Origin of the sequence: Streptomyces sp. NPDC004134, from assembly GCF_042874195.1 — a bacterium.
GTDB lineage: Bacteria > Actinomycetota > Actinomycetes > Streptomycetales > Streptomycetaceae > Streptomyces.
Map to the genome: position 1 here is coordinate 1 of NZ_JBIAMS010000016.1, position 21,576 is coordinate 21,576.

22 protein-coding genes and 3 tRNA genes are annotated in these 21,576 nt (G+C 71.9%); 19 read left to right on the forward strand and 6 right to left on the reverse strand.

Annotated elements, in window-relative coordinates; all coding sequences use genetic code 11:
- Both ACFYVJ_RS20405 and ACFYVJ_RS20410 read left to right on the forward strand, forming a co-directional pair.
- The coding region (locus ACFYVJ_RS20405) for a carboxyl transferase domain-containing protein (RefSeq protein WP_388893325.1) at positions 1 to 192 on the forward strand (192 nt) is incomplete at its 5' end.
- Positions 193 to 257: 65 nt separating this feature from the next.
- Complete coding sequence (locus ACFYVJ_RS20410; RefSeq protein WP_388893327.1) at positions 258 to 470, forward strand: acyl-CoA carboxylase epsilon subunit; 213 nt, start codon at positions 258 to 260, stop codon at positions 468 to 470.
- Between the two features lie 80 nt (positions 471 to 550).
- On the opposite strand, the gene gltX is transcribed toward ACFYVJ_RS20410, so the two are convergent.
- From gltX to ACFYVJ_RS20425, 3 genes are read right to left on the reverse strand one after another with little or no spacing between them, the layout of a single operon-like run.
- Positions 551 to 2,020: a glutamate--tRNA ligase gene (gltX, locus tag ACFYVJ_RS20415; protein ID WP_388893581.1), complete on the reverse strand. Its 1,470-nt coding sequence runs from the start codon at positions 2,018 to 2,020 to the stop codon at positions 551 to 553.
- A 19-nt stretch (positions 2,021 to 2,039) separates the two neighbouring features.
- Positions 2,040 to 2,852: a fumarylacetoacetate hydrolase family protein gene (locus ACFYVJ_RS20420; protein WP_388893329.1), complete on the reverse strand. Its 813-nt coding sequence runs from the start codon at positions 2,850 to 2,852 to the stop codon at positions 2,040 to 2,042.
- Between the two features lie 45 nt (positions 2,853 to 2,897).
- Positions 2,898 to 3,092 (reverse strand): hypothetical protein, encoded by a 195-nt coding sequence (locus ACFYVJ_RS20425; RefSeq protein ID WP_388893331.1) that lies wholly within the window; start codon positions 3,090 to 3,092, stop codon positions 2,898 to 2,900.
- Positions 3,093 to 3,721: 629 nt separating this feature from the next.
- Here ACFYVJ_RS20425 and ACFYVJ_RS20430 point away from each other — a divergent pair.
- The 11 genes from ACFYVJ_RS20430 (at position 3,722) to ACFYVJ_RS20480 (ending at position 14,294) form a co-directional block, all read left to right on the forward strand.
- On the forward strand, positions 3,722 to 7,504 hold the full coding sequence (locus ACFYVJ_RS20430; RefSeq protein WP_388893333.1) for a nitrate- and nitrite sensing domain-containing protein: 3,783 nt from the start codon (positions 3,722 to 3,724) through the stop codon (positions 7,502 to 7,504).
- Positions 7,505 to 7,927, forward strand: coding sequence for a roadblock/LC7 domain-containing protein (locus ACFYVJ_RS20435; protein ID WP_078524120.1), 423 nt, complete (start codon positions 7,505 to 7,507; stop codon positions 7,925 to 7,927).
- A 73-nt stretch (positions 7,928 to 8,000) separates the two neighbouring features.
- Positions 8,001 to 8,411, forward strand: a complete 411-nt coding sequence (locus ACFYVJ_RS20440; RefSeq protein ID WP_026276533.1) for a DUF742 domain-containing protein — start codon at positions 8,001 to 8,003, stop codon at positions 8,409 to 8,411.
- Positions 8,392 to 8,985 (forward strand): ATP/GTP-binding protein, encoded by a 594-nt coding sequence (locus ACFYVJ_RS20445; protein WP_101421250.1) that lies wholly within the window; start codon positions 8,392 to 8,394, stop codon positions 8,983 to 8,985. The genes ACFYVJ_RS20440 and ACFYVJ_RS20445 overlap by 20 nt, the downstream gene beginning before the upstream one ends.
- Before the next feature lie 315 nt (positions 8,986 to 9,300).
- Positions 9,301 to 12,204, forward strand: a complete 2,904-nt coding sequence (locus ACFYVJ_RS20450) for a nitrate- and nitrite sensing domain-containing protein (RefSeq protein ID WP_388893336.1) — start codon at positions 9,301 to 9,303, stop codon at positions 12,202 to 12,204.
- A 9-nt stretch (positions 12,205 to 12,213) separates the two neighbouring features.
- Positions 12,214 to 12,627: a roadblock/LC7 domain-containing protein gene (locus tag ACFYVJ_RS20455; protein WP_078524293.1), complete on the forward strand. Its 414-nt coding sequence runs from the start codon at positions 12,214 to 12,216 to the stop codon at positions 12,625 to 12,627.
- A gap of 167 nt (positions 12,628 to 12,794) precedes the next feature.
- Positions 12,795 to 13,340, forward strand: coding sequence for a DUF742 domain-containing protein (locus ACFYVJ_RS20460; protein ID WP_388893583.1), 546 nt, complete (start codon positions 12,795 to 12,797; stop codon positions 13,338 to 13,340).
- Positions 13,321 to 13,914, forward strand: coding sequence for an ATP/GTP-binding protein (locus ACFYVJ_RS20465; RefSeq protein WP_101421250.1), 594 nt, complete (start codon positions 13,321 to 13,323; stop codon positions 13,912 to 13,914). Before ACFYVJ_RS20460 ends, ACFYVJ_RS20465 begins: the two co-directional genes overlap by 20 nt.
- Before the next feature lie 99 nt (positions 13,915 to 14,013).
- Positions 14,014 to 14,085 (forward strand) — tRNA-Gln (locus tag ACFYVJ_RS20470).
- 23 nt (positions 14,086 to 14,108) lie between these two features.
- A tRNA-Glu gene (locus tag ACFYVJ_RS20475) sits at positions 14,109 to 14,181 on the forward strand.
- A 37-nt stretch (positions 14,182 to 14,218) separates the two neighbouring features.
- Positions 14,219 to 14,294 (forward strand) — tRNA-Glu (locus tag ACFYVJ_RS20480).
- An 83-nt stretch (positions 14,295 to 14,377) separates the two neighbouring features.
- On the opposite strand, the gene ACFYVJ_RS20485 is transcribed toward ACFYVJ_RS20480, so the two are convergent.
- Entirely contained in the window at positions 14,378 to 15,094 is a 717-nt protein-coding gene (locus ACFYVJ_RS20485; protein ID WP_047018299.1) for an IclR family transcriptional regulator, read from the reverse strand.
- Between the two features lie 167 nt (positions 15,095 to 15,261).
- On the opposite strand from ACFYVJ_RS20485, the gene leuC reads away from it, so the two are divergent.
- The 4 genes from leuC (at position 15,262) to ACFYVJ_RS20505 (ending at position 18,412) form a co-directional block, all read left to right on the forward strand.
- Positions 15,262 to 16,674: a 3-isopropylmalate dehydratase large subunit gene (gene leuC / locus ACFYVJ_RS20490; RefSeq protein ID WP_388893338.1), complete on the forward strand. Its 1,413-nt coding sequence runs from the start codon at positions 15,262 to 15,264 to the stop codon at positions 16,672 to 16,674.
- Positions 16,675 to 16,677: 3 nt separating this feature from the next.
- On the forward strand, positions 16,678 to 17,289 hold the full coding sequence (leuD, locus tag ACFYVJ_RS20495) for a 3-isopropylmalate dehydratase small subunit (RefSeq protein ID WP_388893340.1): 612 nt from the start codon (positions 16,678 to 16,680) through the stop codon (positions 17,287 to 17,289).
- Between the two features lie 126 nt (positions 17,290 to 17,415).
- Positions 17,416 to 17,628: a hypothetical protein gene (locus ACFYVJ_RS20500; RefSeq protein ID WP_388893342.1), complete on the forward strand. Its 213-nt coding sequence runs from the start codon at positions 17,416 to 17,418 to the stop codon at positions 17,626 to 17,628.
- A 127-nt stretch (positions 17,629 to 17,755) separates the two neighbouring features.
- The gene (locus tag ACFYVJ_RS20505) at positions 17,756 to 18,412 is read left to right on the forward strand and encodes an HU family DNA-binding protein (protein WP_388893344.1); all 657 of its coding nucleotides are present in this window, start codon (positions 17,756 to 17,758) and stop codon (positions 18,410 to 18,412) included.
- Between the two features lie 204 nt (positions 18,413 to 18,616).
- On the opposite strand, the gene ACFYVJ_RS20510 is transcribed toward ACFYVJ_RS20505, so the two are convergent.
- Both ACFYVJ_RS20510 and cofC read right to left on the reverse strand, forming a co-directional pair.
- Positions 18,617 to 18,820: a hypothetical protein gene (locus ACFYVJ_RS20510; RefSeq protein WP_388893346.1), complete on the reverse strand. Its 204-nt coding sequence runs from the start codon at positions 18,818 to 18,820 to the stop codon at positions 18,617 to 18,619.
- A 24-nt stretch (positions 18,821 to 18,844) separates the two neighbouring features.
- Positions 18,845 to 19,624, reverse strand: coding sequence for a 2-phospho-L-lactate guanylyltransferase (gene cofC, locus ACFYVJ_RS20515; protein WP_388893348.1), 780 nt, complete (start codon positions 19,622 to 19,624; stop codon positions 18,845 to 18,847).
- Positions 19,625 to 19,780: 156 nt separating this feature from the next.
- On the opposite strand from cofC, the gene ACFYVJ_RS20520 reads away from it, so the two are divergent.
- Positions 19,781 to 20,527 (forward strand): lysophospholipid acyltransferase family protein, encoded by a 747-nt coding sequence (locus ACFYVJ_RS20520; protein ID WP_388893350.1) that lies wholly within the window; start codon positions 19,781 to 19,783, stop codon positions 20,525 to 20,527.
- On the forward strand, positions 20,524 to 21,564 hold the full coding sequence (locus tag ACFYVJ_RS20525; protein WP_388893352.1) for an NAD(P)H-dependent glycerol-3-phosphate dehydrogenase: 1,041 nt from the start codon (positions 20,524 to 20,526) through the stop codon (positions 21,562 to 21,564). Before ACFYVJ_RS20520 ends, ACFYVJ_RS20525 begins: the two co-directional genes overlap by 4 nt.
- Positions 21,565 to 21,576: the final 12 nt, after the last annotated feature.

A 21,576-nucleotide genomic window follows, 5' to 3' on the forward strand; every position in this document is an offset into this window, starting at 1 on the left:
GCCAAGCGCACCGACATGGTCAAGCAGTACAAGGCCGAGCTGATGCACCCCTATTACGCGGCCGAACGCGGCCTCGTCGACGACGTCATCGACCCCGTGGACACCCGCCAGATCCTCATCCGGTCCCTGGCGATGCTGCGTACGAAGCACGCGGACCTGCCGGCGCGCAAGCACGGCAACCCGCCGCAGTGACCCCGCCGCTTCCGCACGCCCCGCAGCCCGCAGCCGACCGCGCAGAACAGCACAGGAGCACACACGTGACCACGCAGCACACCGAGAACCTCGTCCGCGTCGAGAAGGGCGAGGCCAGCGAGGAGGAGCTCGCCGCGCTCACCGCGGTGCTCCTCGCCCGCGCCGCCGCCCCGCAGCCGGTCCACCCCCGCCACGGCGGGCACGGCGGCTCCGCGGCCCGCTGGCGCCGGCTGGAGCGCCAGCACGGCTTCCGCGCCCCGCACAGTTGGCAGCGCTGACCCCGGCGCCCGCCGGCCCGAGCACACCGAAGGCCCCGCCACAGGCGGGGCCTTCGCGCGTCGTCTGCGTCTGCGCCGTCTCAGCCCTGCGGCTCCGCCGCCAGCCGGGCCAGCGCCGCGTCCACGCGCGCCAGCGTCCGCTCGCGGCCCAGCACCTCCAGGGACTCGAACAGCGGCAGCCCCACCGTCCGCCCCGTCACCGCGACCCGTACCGGCGCCTGCGCCTTGCCCAGCTTCAGGCCGTGCTCCTCGCCCGCGGCGAGCACCGCCTCCTTCAGCGGCTCCGCCGCCCACTCGGCCGCCGCCAGCTTCCCGCGCGCCGTACGCAGCAGGTCGGCCGCGCCCGGCTTCATGGCTTTGTCCCACGACTTCTCGTCGGACACCGGCTCGTCGAGGAAGAGGAAGTCGACGTTGGCCGTGATGTCGGACAGCACGGTCAGCCGCGTCTGCGCCAGCGGCGCCACCGCCGCGAAGGCGTCGGCGTCGAACGCCTCCGCCGGCCACGGCGCGTGCGGCGCCCGCAGCCAGGGCGCGCAGCGCTCGGCGAAGTCCTTCACGTCGAGCATGCGGATGTGGTCCGCGTTGATGGCCTCGGCCTTCTTCAGGTCGAAGCGCGCGGGGTTGGGCACCACGTCGGCGATGTCGAAGGCCGCGACCAGTTCCTCGCGGGTGAAGACGTCCCGGTCGGCGGAGAGCGACCAGCCCAGCAGCGAGAGGTAGTTGATCAGCCCCTCGGGCAGGAAGCCGCGCTCGCGGTAGACGTTGAGCGACGCCTGCGGGTCGCGCTTGGAGAGCTTCTTGTTGCCCTCGCCCATGACGTACGGCAGGTGGCCGAAGTCCGGCACCCGCTTGGCGACGCCGAGGTCGATCAGCGCGCGGTAGAGCGCGATCTGCCGCGGGGTGGAGGAGAGCAGGTCCTCGCCGCGCAGCACGTGCGTGATCTCCATCAGCGCGTCGTCGACGGGGTTGACCAGGGTGTAGAGCGGGGCGCCGTTGGCGCGCACGATGCCGTAGTCCGTGACGTTCTCGGGTGCGAAGGTCAGCTCGCCGCGCACCAGGTCGGTGAAGGTGATCGTCTCGTCCGGCATCCGGAAGCGGACGATCGAGGCGCGGCCCTCGGCCTCGTACGCGGCCACCTGCCCGGCGCTCAGGTCGCGGCAGTGCCCGTCGTACCCGGAGGGCCGCCCGGCCGCGCGCGCCGCCTCGCGGCGCTCTTCCAGCTCCGCCGCGGTGCAGTAGCAGCGGTAGGCGTGCCCGGCGTCCTGGAGGCGGCCGGCCACGTCGGCGTAGATGTCCATGCGCTGCGACTGCCGGTACGGCGCGTGCGGGCCGCCGGCCTCGGGGCCCTCGTCCCAGTCGATGCCGAGCCAGCGGAAGGAGTCGAGCAGTTGCCCGTACGACTCCTCGGAGTCGCGGGCCGCGTCGGTGTCCTCGATCCGGAAGACCAGCGAGCCGCCGGTGTGGCGGGCGTACGCCCAGTTGAACAGGGCGGTGCGCACCAGGCCCACATGGGGGTTGCCGGTGGGGGAGGGACAGAAGCGGACCCGCAGGGGGGCCGGGGGGGCTGCGCTAGCCACGCTTGATCACCTTGTTGGCGAGAGTGCCGATGCCTTCGATGGTGACGGCGACCTCGTCGCCGTCGTGGAGCGGGCCGACGCCCGCGGGGGTCCCGGTGAGGATGACGTCACCGGGCAGCAGCGTCATCGCCTCGGTGACGTGCACGATCAGCTCCGGGATCGAGCGGACCAGGTCCGTGGTGCTGCCGAGCTGGCGCTGCGCGCCGTTGACGGTGCACTGGATGGCGATGCCCTCGGTGATCCGGGCCGGGTCCAGCTCCGTCTCGACCCAGGGGCCGAGCGGGCAGGAGGTGTCGAAGCCCTTGGCCCGGGCCCACTGCTGCTCGCGCCGCTGGACGTCCCGCGCGGTCACGTCGTTCGCACAGGTGTAGCCGAGGATCACTTCCTGGGCCCGCTCCAGCGGCACGTCGCGGCAGAGCCGGCCGATGACGACGGCCAGCTCCGCCTCGTGCTGCAGGTCCTCGGAGAAGGAGGGGTACGCGATGGGGTCGCCGGGCCCGATCACCGAGGTGGACGGCTTGAAGAAGGTGACCGGCACGTCCGGCACCTCGTTGCCCAGCTCCGCGGCGTGCTCGGCGTAGTTGCGGCCGATCGCGACGACCTTGTTGGGCAGGACGGGGGGCAGCAACCGCACCTTGTCCAGCGGGAGCTTGCGGCCCGACCGCTCGAACTCGGCGAAGGGGTGGCCCTTGATCACGTCGAGCGTGACCTCGCCCCGCGGGGCGCCGGCCCCGTCGAAGCCGTCGGAGCCTTCGACCACACCGAACGCGACGCTGCCGTCGACGGAGAACCTGGCGATACGCACGGGGCCCAGGTTATCGCCCCGCCCCCGGGCGCCGTGCCGCGCGGGTCAGGCGCCGGACGGGATCTCCTCCAGCACCGTACGGCGCGGGTTCGCGGTGCGCTCCGGCGGCTGGGCGGCCGGGGCCGCGGCGGCGATCCGGGCGGCGACGGCCTCGGGCGGCTCGGGAAGCAGCAGGTCCCCGGCGTCGTCGAGGTGGGCGAGGGTGGTGCGCCGCGGGTTGGCTATGGTGCGGAGGATCATGAGGGTTACGCGCGCCTTTACGTGCCGGGGCCCGCTGTCGGGCCGACGAGACCGAGCTTTACGGAATGATTCGCTGTGTCAAGGGAAGGGTAAAGCGCCGCTATTCCCCCCGCCGCCGGGACCCATCCCGTACGGGATTGTGACTTTCCTCACCTCGCCGGTGACGAAAGCCAAATATCGTCGGCCCCGACGTCGGGCTGAAACGGACGATCTCCCTACAGGGGCGACATTTCCCAACCGATGGGCGCGACCCGGGACACGGGCCCGCGCCATGCACCTCGTAGGAAAATGTCCGTTATCCCCACCCGTCGCGTCAACCACATGTAATGTGTCTTGCACGGTGCGTAGTTGCGGTCGAGCTGTTACCCCCGGGCCTTGTTGGAGATCCCGGCACTGTGCTGGAATTCCACGGACCGTCGCTGGAGTGCAGTCGACGCAGAGGGCGCAACGGGGCGCCACGCGGGGGACTGTGCGGGGAGCGTGCGCCGGTTGGTTCACGGCGGGCGGGGGCCTAAGCTCCCGCACGACCAGACAACGCTCCGGTGCATGCGCCGGAGCCGGTCCTAGAGGTTGCGACGCTAGTGCAGGGACGATTGAAGACTGACGGCAGCGTTCCGGGCGAGCCTGAGGTGCGTGGGAAGACCGACCGCGCAGCCTCCCTTCGGTACGGCCAGAGCGCGAGCTCCTCGCCCGACCGGAACGCCGACCGCGGTGGCGCCCGAATACCCGCGCCCGAGGCCGGCGACTTCGCCAACATGCAGCAGCCCAAGGGCTCCAAGGGGCCGGGCTCCCGGATCCTGCTGCGCAACTGGCGCATCAGCACCAGACTTGTCTCGCTCCTCGCGCTCCCCGTGGTCGCCGCGACCACGCTGGGAGCTTTCCGCATCGAGGACTCCTGGCAGAACCTGCAGCAGCTCGAGAACATGAAGCTGCTGACGGACATGACGGAAGAGGCCACCGAACTCGCCGACATGCTCCAGCAGGAGCGCGACAAGTCGGCCGGCCTCATCGTCGACGGCAACCCGAAGCACCCGGACATCACCGACGCCCGCGACGAGACCGACAAGGCCCTGATCGCCTTCACCCGGTCCGCGGACGAGATCGACACCACCGATGACGAAGACCTCGCCGGGGTCAACAACTCGCTCACGAGCGTCATCGAGAAGCTCAACAAGATCAACACCATTCGCAAGACGGCCTATTCGGACGACACCGGCGGTGCCGCCCAGACGGTCAAGGCGTACGGCGAACTCGTCGACTCCCTGGTCTCGCTCTCCCAGGACATGGCCCTGGCGACGAGCAACCCGGACATGATCGCCAAGACCCGGGCGCTGGCCACCTTCTCCTCCGCCAAGGAGTACGCCTCCGTCCAGCAGGCGATCATCAGCGCCGCCCTCGCCGAGGAGCCGCGCGACGAGTTCGCCGAGGCCGACCGGCTGGAAGCGGCCTCCGCCCAGGAGGCCGAGAGCTCCTCGCTCAAGCTCTTCGCCCACCTGTACTCGGGCCGGATCGGTCTGACGGATCTGATGCGCTCGCTGGACGGCGGCAACGCCTCCGTGCAGCAGGCCGACACGTTCGCCAAGAACCTGGTGAACAACCCGGACAGCATCAAGAACGCCGACATGAGCTACCGGCACTGGTACGAGCTGGACAGCGTCAAGATCGAAGAGATGAAGAAGATCGAGCAGCACCTGCTCCAGGAGATGGAGCAGACTGCGCGCGATCTGCGGTCCGAGGCCCAGAACGACGCGATCTTCAACGGCGTGCTGATCCTCATGGTCCTGCTCATCTCGCTCGCCGGCGCCTTCGTCGTCGCCCGCTCCATGGTCCGTTCGCTGCGCCGGCTGCAGGACACGGCGCAGACCGTCGCCCAGAAGCGGCTGCCCGAGCTGGTCAGGCAGCTCTCCGACGCCGACCCGCAGGACGTCGACACCTCCGTCGAGGCCGTGGGCATCCGCAGCCGGGACGAGATCGGCAAGGTGGCGTCCGCGTTCGACGACGTGCACCGCGAGGCGGTCCGGCTGGCCGCCGAGCAGGCGCTGCTGCGGGGCAACGTGAACGCGATGTTCACCAACCTCTCGCGCCGGAGCCAGGGCCTCATCCAGCGTCAGCTCTCACTCATATCCGAACTGGAGTCCCGCGAGGCGGACCCGGACCAGCTCGAGAACCTCTTCAAGCTCGACCACCTCGCGACCCGCATGCGCCGCAACGGCGAGAACCTCCTCGTCCTCGCGGGCGAGGAGCCGGGCCGCCGGTGGACCCGCCCGGTCCCGCTGGTCGACGTGCTGCGCGCCGCCGCCTCCGAGGTGGAGCAGTACGAGCGCATCGAACTCTCCGCCGTGCCCGCCACCCAGGTCGCCGGCCGCGTCGTCAACGACCTCGTGCACCTGCTCGCCGAGCTGCTGGAGAACGCCACGTCGTTCTCCTCGCCGCAGACCAAGGTCAAGGTCACCGGCCACGCGCTGCCCGACGGCCGGGTGCTCGTGGAGATCCACGACACCGGCATCGGCCTGTCGCCCGAGGACCTCGGGGCGATCAACGAGCGGCTGGCCAACCCGCCCACGGTCGACGTCTCCGTCTCCCGCCGCATGGGCCTGTTCGTGGTCGGCCGGCTGTCCCTGCGGCACGGCATCCGCATCCAGTTGCGCCCCTCCGACTCCGGCGGCACCACCGCGCTGGTCATGCTCCCCGTCGACGTCACGCAGAACGGCGGCGGCGCGGGCGGCAAGCAGCCGGCGGGCGCCGCGGCCGGTGCGCCCGGCGCGGGCACGGGCGGCGCCGGCAACGGTGCCCCGGCGCGCGGCGGTGCCGCGGCCCGCGGGGGCGCGATGAGCAGGCTCGGCGCCGCGCAGCAGCGCGGCCAGGTGGGCGCGGGCGCCGGGCCCGGCCGGCCCGCGCTGCCCAGCCGCGACGTCGGCGGCTCGGGCGGGCCCGGCGGTACGGGCGGTCCCGGTGGTCCTGGTGGCCCCGGCCAGCGGCCCGGGCTGCCCGGGCGCGAACCGGCGGGCGCCGGTTCGGCCTTCGGCCGCTCGCCCGGCTCCGGTACGGGCTCCGCCTTCCCGGGCGGTTCGGCCTTCGGTGCCGCACCGGGTGCGAACTCCAATTCGGGTAACGGCCTCGGCGCCGGCCCCGGACGCCCCGGGCTGCCCGGCCGGCCGGGCGCCGACTCCGGTGCCCGCGAGCCCGCGGAGGCCCAGCACACCGGCGCCGGGCTGCGCGACTCCGGCCGCGACCGGCACGAGGGCCCGCGGCAGCACGACGACGCCGACACCACCCAGTTCTCCCGCCCCGACACCTCGGGCCCGCCGCCCGGCGGGGCCGCGGGGATCCCGGCGTTCGGCTCGGTGCCGCCGCCGCGCTCGCCGCAGTCGCCCGTACCCGGTGAGGCGGCCGCGTACGGTGCCCCGCAGGACACCGGCGAGCACCCGGCGCCGCCGCTGCAGCGCCGCCCGCAGCCCGGTCCTGGCGACACCGGCGCGCACCCCGTGGCCCGCCCCGGCGGCGCCCCGCAGGACACCGGCACCCACGCGCTGCCCCCGGCGGCCCCCGCGTCGTACGACACGGGCGAGCACCCGGTGGCGCGTCCGGGCCCTGGTGACACCGGTGAGTACGCGATGCCGGGCCGGCGGCCCGGTCCCGGTGACACGGGCGAGTACGCGATGCCGGGCCAGCGTCCGGGCCCCGGCGACACCGGTGAGTACGCGATGCCCGGGCAGCGCCCCGGCCCCGGCGACACCGGTGAGTACGCGATGCCCGGGCAGCGCCCCGGCCCCGGCGACACCGGTGAGTACGCGGTCCCCGGGCAGCGCCCGGCACCGCACGACACCGGCGAGTACCCCGCGGCCGTACCCGCACAGCGGGCCGAATCGCCCCTGGACGACGGTCTGCTCGACGGCGGCCCCGTACCCACCCGCGGCGACGAACCCACGCCGATCTTCGAGTCGATGGAGTCGAACTGGTTCCGCGAGACCCGCGGCCGCGGGCAGACCCCCGTGGCCCCCACCGCCGCGCAGCCCCCGGCCGACGCGCCCGACGACGCGCAGCCGGACCAGGACGCCGCGGCCGCACCCTCCGCTCCCGCGCCGCAGCCGGCCACGGCCACCCCCGCGCCGGCCTGGCGCCCCTCTCCCAACGACGACCGCTGGCGCCGAGCCGAGCAGTTGCGTACCCCGCAGGCGGGCGGCGTCACCACGTCGGGGCTGCCGCGGCGGGTGCCGCGCGCCAACCTCGTGGCGGGCACCGCGCAGCAGTCCTCGAACGCCAGCGGGACCCAGGTCTCGCGCGCGCCCGACGATGTGCGCGGCAGGCTGCAGAGCCTGCGCCGGGGCATCCAGCGGGGCCGCCAGGCCGGCGGCACCGGTGAGACCCTCGGCGGCAACGGCTTTGGTCCCACCTATCAGCAGGAGCGTTAGTTGAGTCCATTGAGCCAGGCGGCGCAGAATCTGAACTGGTTGATCACCAATTTCGTGGACAACACCCCGGGGGTGTCGCACACGGTGGTGGTCTCCGCCGACGGACTGCTGCTGGCGATGTCCGACGGCTTTCCGCGGGACCGTGCCGACCAACTGGCGGCGGTGGCGTCAGGACTGACATCGCTGACGGCCGGTGCCTCCCGTATTTTCGAAGGCGGCAGCGTGAACCAGACGGTGGTGGAGATGGAGCGCGGCTTCCTCTTCATCATGTCCGTCTCCGACGGTTCCTCGCTCGCCGTGCTGGCGCACCCGGAGTGCGATATCGGCCTGGTTGGTTACGAGATGGCGCTGCTGGTCGACCGGGCGGGCGCGGTGCTCACCCCCGATCTGCGCGCGGAACTGCAGGGCAGCCTGCTGCACTGAACCACGGTCGGCCGCCCGGCCGTCCGCTTTTATCAGACCTTCCCCATCGGCCATGTTCCCGCCCGGAGGATCCATGACCCCGCCACCCGCCTCACCCGACTCGTACGGTGGTGCCCAGCATCAGCCCTACGAAGGTGAAGGCGATCAGCCGCTGGTCCGGCCCTATGCCATGACCGGCGGCCGGACCCGGCCCCGTTATCAGCTCGCCATCGAGGCCCTGGTGAGCACGTCGGCCGACCCGATGCGGCTGCAGGGGCTGCTTCCGGAGCACCAGCGGATCTGCCACCTGTGCCGCGAGGTGAAATCGGTCGCCGAGGTCTCCGCGCTGCTGACCCTGCCGCTGGGCGTCGCGCGCATTCTGGTCGCCGACCTGGCCGAGGCCGGTCTCGTGGCCATTCACCAGCCCGGCGGCGGCACGGATGCCGACGGAACCCCCGATGTGACTTTGCTCGAAAGGGTGCTCAGTGGACTTCGCAAGCTCTAGTGGTGTGGCCGGTTCTTCTCCGGCTCGTGCGACCACGTCGGCGAAGATCGTGGTGGCGGGTGGTTTCGGGGTGGGGAAGACCACGTTCGTCGGTTCGGTGTCGGAGATCAATCCGTTGCGTACCGAGGCGGTGATGACGTCGGCGTCTGCGGGGATCGATGATCTGTCGCAGGTGTCGGGGAAGACCACGACGACGGTGGCGATGGATTTTGGTCGTATCACGTTGGATCAGGATTTGATCCTGTATCTGTTTGGGACGCCTGGTCAGGATCGTTTTTGGTTCATGTGGGACGATCTGGTGCGTGGTGCGATCGGTGCGGTGGTGCTGGTGGATACGCGGCGGTTGGCGGATTGTTTCCCTGCGGTGGATTACTTCGAGAACTCGGGGTTGCCGTTCGTGATCGCGTTGAACGGGTTCGACGGTCATCAGCCGTACTCGCCGGACGAGGTGCGTGAGGCGCTGCAGATCGGGCCGGAGACGCCGATCCTGCGGACGGACGCCCGGCAGCGCTCCGAGTCCAAGTCGACCTTGATCACACTGGTCGAGCACGCGCTGATGGCGCGGCTGCGCTGACCGCGCCGGCCGGCCGGACCGTGCGCCGCGGCCGGGGACTTCGCCAGGGGCAGGTTGCACCGTACGGTGCAACCTGCCCCTGAGGCGTTGATAACGTTTGGAAGCAGATTGAGGGGGTGCGTTGCACAGGACGCAGGCGGTCGACTCCGTTCCGCTGATGCCACGGTTGCACTTTGTCGGTTGGCGCCGCTTACGTCCTATTTGACGGTGCCTGCGTGATCGTACGAAGTCCTCCCCAGGCGTTTGGAATGTGCCGCGCGGCGTGCTGGAATTCGAGGAACTGACCCGAGAGTAGGCCGAGAGGTTGTTGGTCCGGTGAGGCGCAGCAGCAAGGGTCCCGCACAGGAGGCGCGGGGCAACTTCAGCCCGCCGTCGCACGCGGCGGTGCCGCCCCCTGCGGGGGCACAGCCGGCCCCGCCGCCCAGCGGCAGCCGGTTCTCGCCCCGCAACTGGCGGGTGGCGACGCGGCTCAACGCGATCCTGCTGATCCCGGTGCTCGTGGCCATCGTCTTCGCGGGCTTCCAGGTGAACAACTCCGTCGACACCTGGCAGGAGGCCCAGGACGCGGAGAACACCGCCAAGGTCGCCAAGGCCGCCGGCGACTACGCAGAGCGTCTCATGGCCGAGCGCGACGTCTCCGTCCAGCCCCTGCTGCACGGCGACCGCGAGGCGAGCCGGGTGACCGAGGCTCGCAAGGCCACCGACGCCGCCGCCGCCGAGTTCGACCGCCAGGTCGAGGACATGCCGGACAAGCCCGGTCTGCAGCGCCGGCTGGACGCCTTCCGGGACCAGGAGAAGAACCTGGAGCAGATGCGGCAGGCGGCGTTCACGCCCCGGGCGGCCGGCACCGACACCCACCTCGGGTACGCGCAGATGTACCGCCCGCTGATGACCTTCGCCAACGAGGTCGGCCTGGGCACCACCAACATCACCACCTACGGCCGCGCGATGTACGCGATCTCGCTCGCCAAGTCCTCCGCCTCCCTGGTCCGCTCCATCGGCACCGAGCTGCTCGTCAGCCCGCCGGAGAAGGCCGAGGTGCTGGCCGAGGAGAAGACCGCGCTCGCCTCCTTCGCCTATCTGGAGCCCATCGCCCTCGACGAGTTCAGGACCGGCAGCACCGCCGCCGACAACCGCATGCTCAAGGACGCGCTGGCCGACCAGGAAGAAGAGGCCAAGCAGCGGCTCGCCGAGGCGCAGCGCGAGGCCGAGGGCGGCGGTGGCGAGTTCACCGCGCCGCCGGAGCCCGCCGCGATGCTCGCCGGTGTCGCGAGCATCGGCGGGGACGTCACGCCCGCGGACCTCGCCGACCAGGGCATCACCCCGCAGACCTGGTACGCGGCCACGAGCGTGCCCATCGCCGCGTACCGCACCGTCGAGATCGAGTTCGCCGACCGCGCCGTGGCCGACGCCCACGAGATCGTCGAGTCCGCCAAGCGCGACACCGTCGTCGGCGCCGCCATCGCGGTCGGCGCGCTGCTCATCGGCTTCGTCATCGCCGCGATGATGGCCCGTTCCATGGGCCGCAGCATGCGGCTGCTGCGCAACTCCGCGTTCGGCATCGCCGAGCAGCGGCTGCCCATGCTGGTCGACCAGCTCTCCCGCACCGACCCCGGCCGGGTCGACACCCGCGTCCAGCCGATCCCGCTGCACAGCAGGGACGAGATCGGCGAGGTGGCCCGCGCCTTCGACCAGGTGCACCGCGAGGCCGTCCGGCTGGCCGCCGAGCAGGCGCTGCTGCGGGGCAACCTCAACGCGATCTTCACCAACCTCTCCCGGCGCAACCAGGGCCTCATCGAGCGCCAGCTCGAGCTGATCTCCGGCCTTGAGGACCACGAGGCGGACCCGGAGCAGTTGGAGAACCTGTTCCACATGGACCACCTCGCCACCCGCATGCGCCGCAACGGCGAGAACCTGCTGGTGCTCGCGGGCGAGGACACCGGCCGGCACATGGACGAGGCGGTCCCGCTCGTCGACGTGCTACGCGCGGCGACCTCGGAGGTCGAGTCGTACGAGCGCATCGAGCTGGAGGGCGTGCCCGACAGCGAGATCCACGGCAGCGCCGTCACCGACCTCGTGCACCTCCTCGCCGAGCTGCTGGAGAACGCCACCACGTTCTCCTCGCCGCACACCAAGGTCCGGGTCACCGCCACCCGGCTGCCGGACCGCCGGGTGATGGTCGAGATCCACGACAAGGGCATCGGCCTGACGGCCGAGGACTTCGCGGACATCAACCACCGGCTCGCCAACCCGCCCACCGTGGACGTCGCCATCTCGCAGCGCATGGGCCTGTTCGTGGTCGGCAGGCTCGCCGACCGGCACGGCATCCGCGTGCAGTTGCGCCCGTCCGGCGAGCAGTCGGGCACCACCTCGCTGGTGATGCTCCCGGAGGCGATCGCCTTCGGCGGCGCCACCGAGGCGCCCGAGCAGCACGACGAGTTCACCGTCTCCCGGATCGTCGCGGACCGGCCGTCCTTCCAGCCCGCCGGGAACGGCTTCGCCGCCGGCCGGCCGCGCAGCGCGGCCGAGCTGGGCTTCGACGACTCTCCGTATCCGCAGGTCGAGCCGCCCCGTCCGGCCATGCCGGCGCTCGGCGGGCAGGAGGGGGTCTTCGACCCCATCCAGCGCTCGCTGCTGCGCGAGGAGCGCAGGGCCGCGCTGGAGGCGGCCGCGCAGGACCGCGCGCCCGGCTTCCACGACCCGGAAGCGGAGGCCGCCGGTACGGATGGCTTCACGCCCGGGGGTATCTCGCCGGACCCCGCGTACGATACCTACGGCCAAGTAGAGCCCGGCCCCGCGTCGAACCACTGGACGGGGCAGGGCGCGTACGACAGCCCGGCAGTACCGGAAGCGGAATCCACGGCACAGCTCGGCACCGGCCGCGGGGGCTTCGGCTTCGGCGAACCGGAGCCGGCGCCGGCCGACGACGAGTGGAGGTCGGCGAACGACGAACGCTGGGAGCGCGCCGAGCAGGTGCGCGAACCGAAGGCGGGCGGGGTCACCCCCGCGGGCCTTCCCCGGCGGGTGCCCCGCCAGAATCTGGTGGAGGGCACCGCGGAGCAGGCGCCGCTGGGAGGCCCACAGGTCTCCCGGGCCCCGGAGGACGTACGCGGCAGGCTGAGCAATCTGCGCCGCGGCGTCCAGCAGGGCCGCGAGCGGGGGCCGCAGCGGAACGACGGACCGGGCGTGGGCCCCGGCACATACGATCAGGAGCGTTAGGTGAGCCCGATGAGCCAGGCGGCGCAGAACCTGAACTGGTTGATCACCAATTTCGTGGACAACACCCCGGGGGTGTCGCACACGGTGGTGGTCTCCGCCGACGGACTCCTCCTCGCGATGTCCGACGGCTTCCCCCGCGACCGTGCCGACCAACTGGCGGCGGTGGCATCCGGACTGACGTCGCTGACGGCCGGCGCCTCGCGGATCTTCGAGGGCGGCTACGTCAACCAGACGGTGGTGGAGATGGAGCGCGGCTTCCTCTTCATCATGTCGATCTCCGACGGCTCGGCCCTCGCCGTGCTGGCACACCCGGAGTGCGACATCGGTCTGGTGGGCTACGAGATGGCCCTGCTGGTCGACCGGGCGGGCGCCGTGCTCACCCCCGACCTGCGCGCGGAGCTGCAGGGCAGCCTGCTGAACTAGCCGACAACCGATGCACGTTGCACGCTCGCCGGGCTATGGTGCGTCGAGTGCAGTGACGCTCCGGCACGCCGTCGGGGAAGGGGAACGCAGTGGCAGCGCACCAAGAGGTACCTCACGGCGGTGAGGACTGGCGATACGGCTACGGCCCGCAGTCCGACCGGCCGGGCATGCCGCCGCAGCACGGGATGCCCCCGCAGCACGGCGCTCCGGGCGTACCGTACGCCGCCCCCGGCGTGCCCCCGTCCCCGGGGCAGCCGCAGTACCCGTCGCCGTCTCCGTACGGCGGCGGCCCGGCGCAGCACCGCGGCGGTCCCGCGCCGCAGCCCCAGTCGGCCGCGGCCCGCGGTGCCGCCCGCGCGGCCCGCAGCCCGCAGTCGCGGCTGGTGCGCCCGTACGCCGTGACCGGCGGCCGGACCCGGCCGCGTTACCAGCTCGCCATCGAGGCATTGGTGCAGACCACTGCCGACCCCTCCCGCCTCACTTCCCAGCTCCCCGAGCATCAGCGCATCTGCCGACTGTGCTATGAACTCAAGTCGGTCGCGGAGGTCTCCGCGTTGCTGACCCTCCCGCTGGGCGTCGCGCGCATCCTCGTGGCCGACCTCGCGGAAGCCGGCCTGGTCACGATCCACCAGCCGGGCGGCGGCGAAGCCGCGGGGGGACAGCCAGATGTGACTTTGCTCGAAAGGGTGCTCAGTGGACTTCGCAAGCTCTAGTGGTGTGGCCGGTTCTTCTCCGGCTCGTGCGACCACGTCGGCGAAGATCGTGGTGGCGGGTGGTTTCGGGGTGGGGAAGACCACGTTCGTCGGTTCGGTGTCGGAGATCAATCCGTTGCGTACCGAGGCGGTGATGACGTCGGCGTCTGCGGGGATCGATGATCTGTCGCAGGTGTCGGGGAAGACCACGACGACGGTGGCGATGGATTTTGGTCGTATCACGTTGGATCAGGATTTGATCCTGTATCTGTTTGGGACGCCTGGTCAGGATCGTTTTTGGTTCATGTGGGACGATCTGGTGCGTGGTGCGATCGGTGCGGTGGTGCTGGTGGATACGCGGCGGTTGGCGGATTGTTTCCCTGCGGTGGATTACTTCGAGAACTCGGGGTTGCCGTTCGTGATCGCGTTGAACGGGTTCGACGGTCATCAGCCGTACTCGCCGGACGAGGTGCGTGAGGCGCTGCAGATCGGGCCGGAGACGCCGATCCTGCGGACGGACGCCCGGCAGCGCTCCGAGTCCAAGTCCACGCTGATCACGCTGGTCGAGCACGCCCTCATGGCCCGGCTCCGGTAACCCGTTTTGGAGTGCGGTCCGCGATCGGGTAATGTTCTGTCCGTCGCCGGGAACGGCGGCCACCGGAACAGAGCCCCCGCGACGGGGGTTGTGTTTTGGTGGGGTATGGTGTAATTGGCAGCACGACGGATTCTGGTTCCGTTAGTCTAGGTTCGAGTCCTGGTACCCCAGCGCAACGCAGTTGCATATGTCTCGCCCCCGTTGTGTAGCGGCCTAGCACGCTGCCCTCTCAAGGCAGTAGCGCCGGTTCGAATCCGGTCGGGGGTACAGGTCCTCTCCATCGCGAGGAGAGGATCGTCCAAAGGCCCCCGTTGTGTAGCGGCCTAGCACGCCGCCCTCTCAAGGCGGTAGCGCCGGTTCGAATCCGGTCGGGGGTACCAGCGCAGACTTCGAAGGGCCTCCCGCGGCGCGGGGGGCCCTTTCCCGTACGGGTACGGGACCTCAGTCCTGCGGGTACGGGACCTCAGCCCGTCCTGCGCAGCGCGTCCGTGAGCCGCGCGGCGGCGTCCACGACCGCCTGGGCGTGCATCCGCCCCGGGTGCCGGGTCAGCCGCTCGATCGGCCCGGAGACCGAGACGGCGGCCACCACGCGGTTCGACGGGCCGCGCACGGGCGCCGAGACGGAGGCCACCCCCGGCTCCCGCTCCCCGACGGACTGGGCCCACGCCCGGCGCCGTACGCCCGACAGCGCCGTGGCCGTGAACCGGGCGCCCTGCAGCCCCCGGTGCAGCCGCTCCGGCTCCTCCCACGCGAGCAGCACCTGCGCCGCGGAGCCGGCCTTCATCGGCAGCGTGGAGCCCACCGGGACGGTGTCGCGCAGTCCCGAGAGCCGCTCGGCGGCCGCGACGCAGATGCGCATGTCGCCCTGGCGCCGGTAGAGCTGGGCGCTCTCGCCGGTGACGTCCCGCAGGTGCGTGAGCACCGGGCCGGCCGCGGCCAGCAGCCGGTCCTCGCCGGCCGCCGCCGCCAGCTCGGCGAGCCGGGGGCCGAGGATGAACCTGCCCTGCATGTCCCGGGCCACCATCCGGTGGTGTTCCAGCGCCACCGCGAGGCGGTGGGCCGTGGGGCGGGCGAGACCGGTCGCGGAGACCAGCCCGGCGAGGGTGGCCGGACCGGACTCCAGCGCGCTCAGTACCACAGCCGCCTTGTCGAGTACGCCGACGCCGCTAGAGTTGTCCATGCAACGATACTCGCGTCTCACACTGTGAAACGCAAGTTCAATTTTCCGGTGAACGCGTCACCCTGGGGGACCGGGCCCCGTCCGGCGCGAGGGGAGCGGACGGTGCCGGCGGGCACCGGCACGGACATGCGCACACGCAGTTCGCAATCAACGACGATGGGAATGCGATGGGAAGGACACTCGCGGAGAAGGTCTGGGACGACCATGTCGTCCGGCGCGCGGAGGGCGAGCCCGACCTTCTCTTCATCGATCTGCACCTGCTGCACGAGGTGACCAGCCCGCAGGCGTTCGACGGCCTGCGCAAGGCGGGCCGGCCGGTGCGCAGGACCGACCTCACCATCGCCACCGAGGACCACAACACCCCCACCCTCGACATCGACAAGCCCATCGCCGACCCGGTCTCGCGTACGCAACTGGAGACCCTGCGCAAGAACTGCGCCGACTTCGGCGTCCGGCTGCACCCGCTCGGCGACGTCGAGCAGGGCGTCGTGCACGTCGTCGGCCCGCAGCTCGGGCTCACCCAGCCGGGCACCACCGTGGTCTGCGGCGACAGCCACACCTCCACGCACGGCGCGTTCGGCGCGCTGGCGTTCGGCATCGGCACCAGCCAGGTCGAGCACGTGCTCGCCACCCAGACGCTGCCGATGGCCCCGTTCAGGACCATGGCCGTGACCGTCAACGGCGAGCTGCCCGACGGTGTCACCGCCAAGGACCTGATCCTCGCGATCATCGCCCGCATCGGCACCGGCGGCGGGCAGGGCTACGTGATCGAGTACCGCGGCGAGGCCGTCGAGAAGCTCTCGATGGAGGCGCGGATGACGATCTGCAACATGTCCATCGAGGCCGGCGCCCGCGCCGGGATGGTCGCGCCGGACGAGACCACGTTCGCGTACCTGAAGGGCCGCCCGCACGCCCCGGAGGGCTCCGGCTGGGACGCGGCCGTCGAGTACTGGCGCACGCTGCGCACCGACGACGACGCGGTCTTCGACCGGGAGGTCGTCATCGAGGCCGCCGAGCTGGCCCCGTTCGTCACCTGGGGCACCAACCCCGGGCAGGGCGCGCCGCTGTCGGCGCAGGTGCCCGACCCGGCCTCGTTCGACGACGCCAGCGAGCGGCAGGCGGCGGAGAAGGCGCTGGAGTACATGGGGCTGACCGCGGGGCAGCCGCTGCGCGAGATCGCGGTCGACACCGTGTTCGTCGGCTCCTGCACCAACGGCCGGATCGAGGACCTGCGCTCCGCCGCCGAGGTGGTGAACGGCCGGCAGGTCGCCGACGGCGTACGGATGCTGGTCGTGCCCGGCTCCGTACGGGTCGCGCTGCAGGCCGTCGAGGAGGGGCTCGACAAGGTGTTCACCGCCGCGGGGGCCGAATGGCGGCACGCGGGTTGCTCGATGTGCCTGGGTATGAACCCCGACCAGCTCGCCCCCGGCGAGCGCTCGGCGTCCACCTCCAACCGCAACTTCGAGGGCAGGCAGGGCAAGGGCGGCCGTACGCACCTGGTCTCCCCGCAGGTCGCCGCGGCCACCGCCGTGACCGGCCGGCTGTCCTCCCCGGCCGACCTGATCACCGCGGAGGTCTGATCCATGGAAGCCTTCACCACCCACACCGGGCGCGCCGTGCCGCTGCGCCGCAGCAACGTCGACACCGACCAGATCATCCCGGCCCACTGGCTGAAGAAGGTCACCAGGGACGGCTTCGAGGACGGCCTCTTCGAGGCGTGGCGCAAGGACCCGGAGTTCGTGCTGAACAGCGCGGCGTACCGGGGCGGCACCGTCCTGCTGGCCGGCCCGGACTTCGGCACCGGCTCGTCCCGCGAACACGCCGTGTGGGCGCTGCAGAACTACGGCTTCAAGGCCGTGGTCTCGTCCCGCTTCGCCGACATCTTCCGCGGCAACTCGCTCAAGAACGGGCTGCTGACCGTCGTGCTGCCGCAGGCGGACGTGGAGCGGCTGTGGGAGCTGGCCGAGGCCGACCCGCGGACCGAGGTGACGGTCGACCTCCGGGCCCTGGAGGTACGCGCCGGCGGTACGGCGGGGGAGCCCGCGTTCGCCGCCCCGTTCGAGCTGGACGAGAACGCCCGCTGGCGGCTGCTGAACGGTCTCGACGACATCAGCATCACCCTTCGGTACGAAGCCGACATCGCCGCTTTCGAGGCGGCCCGGCCGGCGTTCAAGCCGCAGACCGTACAGGGCTGACCGGCGGTTTCCGCCCCAGCCGAGGCCCCGCGCCCGCCACCGACCGGTGGCGGGCGCGGGGCTTTGCGCGCCCGTGCGTTGGCATGCCGACAGGCGACAACTCACCGCAGATGACACAATCGGCGCATGGATTCCGACGGCCAACTCGCGCTCTACGATGCCGTCGCCGCCGGGCTGAAGGAGGCCCACCGCCAGGTGCGCGAGGTGGCCGCGACGGACGCCGAACGGGCAGAGCTGACAAGGCGCCTGCTCGCCATCACGGGTGCCGCGAAGCACGATCTCGCCGGAGCCGCAAGGCGGCTGGAGCGGCTGCGGCGGGAGCTGGACGCGCGCTCGTAGCGGTAGTCCGTTGCGACACAAGGGTGATGAGAGACGTTTTGCCTTTGATTTGCGGTATATATCTGCCTAACGTGCGAAAAAGCTTGAACATTTCGTTCCGGCAATCAATGCCTCAGAAGGGGAAGACGTGAACAAGGCCCAGCTCGTTGAAGCTATTACCGACAAGATGGGTGGCCGCCAGCAGGCCTCCGACGCCGTGGACGCCGTCCTCGACGCGATCATTCGTGCGGTCGTCTCCGGCGAGCGCGTATCGGTCACGGGCTTCGGCTCTTTCGAGAAGGTGGAGCGCCCGGCGCGCTACGCCCGCAACCCGCAGACCGGCGAGCGCGTCCGGGTCAAGAAGACCTCCGTGCCGCGGTTCCGCGCGGGCCAGGGCTTCAAGGACCTCGTCTCGGGCACCAAGCGGCTGCCGAAGAACGACACGGCCGTGAAGAAGGCCCCGAAGGGCAGCCTGACCGGCGGCACCAAGACCACCGCCAAGGCCGCCGCCAAGAAGGCCACCAAGAAGGCGGCCACCGCCAAGAAGGCCATCGCGAAGAAGGCCACGGCCAAGAAGACCGCGGCCAAGAAGGCGCCGGCGAAGAGGACCACCGCCAAGAAGTCCTCCGCGAAGAAGACGACGGCCAAGAAGTCGTCGGCGAAGAAGGCCAGCGCCAAGAAGACGGCCGCCAAGAAGTCGGCCAAGAAGGCCCCGGCGAAGAAGGCGACCGCCAAGAAGGCGCCGGCCCGCAAGGCCGCCGGCCGGCGGACCACCGCGAAGAAGACCACTGCCAGGAAGCGATGACGGACCCGGCGCAGGGTCCGCAAGCGGGGCCGGCTCCCCTCGGGGAGACCGGCCCGCGGCATGTCAGGACCCGGCCGCGCCCCGCCGTACGGGCCGGAGCCCGGGCCCCGGCCCCCGCCCCGGTCCGCAACCGGGTCCCCGAGCCGTTCCACGGCCCGTCCCGCAGGCCGTTCCACGGCCCGTCCCGCAGGCCGGTCCGCCGCCTCAGAAGGTCTGCAGCGTCACCAGGACGATCCTGCGCTCCTCGTCCGCGCCCTCGGTCTCGATCCGCACCCGCTGCCCCGGCCTGAGCAGCCGCAGGCCGCCCGCCGCGAACGCGGCGCCGTCGAAGGGCAGCGGCGTGCCGTCGTCGAGGAGCACGCTGCCGCTGCGGGTCTGCGGGTCGTACGTGAACGCTGTGGCCTGCATGCGCCGCAGGCTACCGGCCGGGGCTCAGCCGCACACGCCGTCGGACGCCGCCCGCGTATCCGGGGCGGGCCCCGGGGACGGGCACCGGGCCGTCCCGCCGTCCCGGCCGCCGGCCTGCCGCCCGCGCACCGCCAGGCGGTCCAGCGCCGCCGCCGTGTGCCGCCCCACCCCCAGCGCCAGCGCCGCCCGCAGGTCGGCGCCCGTATCGACGTCCTGCCGCACGGAGTCCACCCCGCGCAGCCCGATCTCCCGCGCCCCCGACGCCAGGTGCCGGGCCCGCGACGCGACCCCGAACCCCGGCGCCAGCGCCGCTCCCGCATCCGCCGCCAGCAGCGTCGTGCCCACGCCCGGGGCGTCGGCCAGGAACGCCCGGCCGCTGCCCGCCGCCGTGAGTACCCGGGCCAGCTCCGCGGGGCGCAGGGCCGGCAGATCCGCGTTCAGCGCCGCGACGGCGGCGCCGGGCTCCGCCGCCCGTATCCACTGCTCCCCGTGCGCCAGCGCGGCGTTCAGTCCCGCCCGCGGGGCATCCGGTACGACCCGCGCCCCCGCCGCCGCCAGTTGCCCCGCCGCCTCGGCGTCGTCGGTGACGACCGTGACGGAGGCCACCGCCGGGCAGTCGAGCGCCGCGCCCACCGTGTCGAGCGCGAACGCCAGCGCCAGCCGGCCCCGTCCCGGCTCGCCCGCCGCCGGGCCCAGCCGGGACTTCGCCAGCGCCAGCGGCTTCAGGGGTACGACGACATGCCACAGCCGCCGGTCCGGTCGGCCGGGGAGTTCGGTCTGCGCTGGTGCCGTGCGTTTCGTCATCGTCGTTACGCCCCATTGTCACCTGACCGTGCCGCGCGCGGCGGGGCGGGCCGGTCACATGGGCGTACGGTGTTCTCGACAGACGTGAGACCCGGGGCGAGACTGTTTCGGCCACGAAACGCGCACCGAGGAAAATCCGGGAAGGTGAAAAGGACCGTGTCACGGCGGAGGATCGGCTTCTGGTACCGGCTGGTCGCGGCCATCTGCAAGCCGCCGCTGCGGCTGCTCGTCAAGCGGGACTGGCGTGGCGCGGAGCACATTCCGGCCGACGGCGGATTCATCACCGCCGTCAACCACAACTCGTATCTCGACCCGTTCTTCTATGCCCACTTCCAGTACAACACCGGCCGTGTGCCGCGGTTCCTGGCGAAGGACGGACTGTTCAAGAAGGGCGTCGTCGGCACCGTGATGCGCGGCACCGGGCAGATTCCCGTCTACCGCGAGTCGACCGACGCCTCCAAAGCATTCCGGGCCGCGGTCAAAGCCGTCGAGGACGGCGAGTGCGTCGCGTTCTACCCCGAGGGGACGCTCACCCGCGACCCCGACCAGTGGCCGATGAAGGGCAAGACCGGCGCCGCCCGGGTCGCCCTCGTCACCAGGGCGCCCGTCATCCCCGTCGCCCACTGGGGCGCCAACGAGCTGCTGCCGCCGTACGGCAAGCCCCGGCCCTTCCCGCGCAAGACCTTCCACCTCCTCGCCGGGCCGCCGGTGGACCTGTCGGAGTTCTACGGCAAGGAGCCCACCCCGCAGGTGCTCGCGGAGGTCACCGAGGTCATCATGGACGCCGTCACCCGCCTGCTGGAGGAGCTGCGCGGCGAGCAGGCGCCCGCGGAGCGCTTCGATCCGAAGACCGTACGCGCCGAACAGCGCCGCCGCTCCGCGGACCGTAAGGAGAACTCGTGACGCGCTGCGCCGTCTTCGGCACCGGGTCGTGGGGCACGGCCTTCTCGATGGTGCTGGCCGACGCCGGCTGCCGGGTGACGATGTGGGGCCGCAGAGCCGCGCTCGTCGACACCCTCAACGCCACCCGCGAGAACCCCGACTACCTCCCGGGCGTGCGCCTCCCCGACGCGGTCACCGCGACCGCGGACGCCGCCGAGGCCGCCCGGGGCGCCGAGTTCACCGTGCTCGCCGTGCCGTCGCAGACCCTCCGGGGCAACCTGGAGCGCTGGGCGCCGCTGCTCGACCCGGGCACCGTGCTCGTCAGCCTGATGAAGGGCGTCGAGCTGGGCACCGCCAAGCGTATGAGCGAGGTCATCGAGGAGGTCGTCGCCAAGGAGGGCGCCGGCGCGGGCCCCGCGGGCGGTCCCGACGGCGTACGCGGCCGGGTCGCGGTGCTCACCGGACCCAACCTCGCCCGCGAGATCGCCGCCCGGCAGCCCGCCGCCGCCGTCGTCGCCTGCGCCGACGAGGAGGTGGCCCGCCGGCTGCAGACCGCCTGCCACACCCCGTACTTCCGCCCGTACACCAACACCGACGTCGTCGGCTGCGAACTCGGCGGCGCCGTCAAGAACGTCATCGGGCTGGCCGTCGGCATCGCCGACGGCATGGGCCTCGGCGACAACGCCAAGGCGTCGCTCATCACCCGCGGCCTCGCCGAGACCGCCCGCCTGGGCAGCGTGCTCGGCGCCGACCCGCGCACCTTCGCGGGCCTGGCCGGCATGGGAGACCTGGTCGCCACCTGCTCCTCGCCGCTCTCCCGCAACCACACCTTCGGCACCAACCTCGGCCGCGGCATGACGCTCGCCGAGACCATCGCCGCCACCAAGCAGACCGCCGAGGGCGTCAAGTCCTGTGAGTCGGTGCTCGATCTGGCCCGCAGACACGCCGTCGACATGCCCATCACGGAGACCGTGGTGAGCATCGTGCACGACGGGAAGCCGCCGCTCGTGGCGCTGAAGGAGCTGATGTCGCGCAGCGCCAAGGCGGAGGGACACTGACGCCGCCCGACG

Coding starts and splice junctions, on each gene's coding strand:
- ACFYVJ_RS20425 (WP_388893331.1), bottom strand. CDS start 3,092: ATGATCCTCCGCACCATAGCCAACCCGCGGCGCACCACCCTCGCCCAC.
- ACFYVJ_RS20440 (WP_026276533.1), top strand. CDS start 8,001: ATGACCCCGCCACCCGCCTCACCCGACTCGTACGGTGGTGCCCAGCAT.
- leuD (WP_388893340.1), top strand. CDS start 16,678: ATGGAAGCCTTCACCACCCACACCGGGCGCGCCGTGCCGCTGCGCCGC.
- ACFYVJ_RS20510 (WP_388893346.1), bottom strand. CDS start 18,820: ATGCAGGCCACAGCGTTCACGTACGACCCGCAGACCCGCAGCGGCAGC.
- ACFYVJ_RS20485 (WP_047018299.1), bottom strand. CDS start 15,094: ATGGACAACTCTAGCGGCGTCGGCGTACTCGACAAGGCGGCTGTGGTA.
- ACFYVJ_RS20500 (WP_388893342.1), top strand. CDS start 17,416: ATGGATTCCGACGGCCAACTCGCGCTCTACGATGCCGTCGCCGCCGGG.
- cofC (WP_388893348.1), bottom strand. CDS start 19,624: ATGACGAAACGCACGGCACCAGCGCAGACCGAACTCCCCGGCCGACCG.
- leuC (WP_388893338.1), top strand. CDS start 15,262: ATGGGAAGGACACTCGCGGAGAAGGTCTGGGACGACCATGTCGTCCGG.
- ACFYVJ_RS20455 (WP_078524293.1), top strand. CDS start 12,214: ATGAGCCAGGCGGCGCAGAACCTGAACTGGTTGATCACCAATTTCGTG.
- ACFYVJ_RS20460 (WP_388893583.1), top strand. CDS start 12,795: ATGCCGCCGCAGCACGGGATGCCCCCGCAGCACGGCGCTCCGGGCGTA.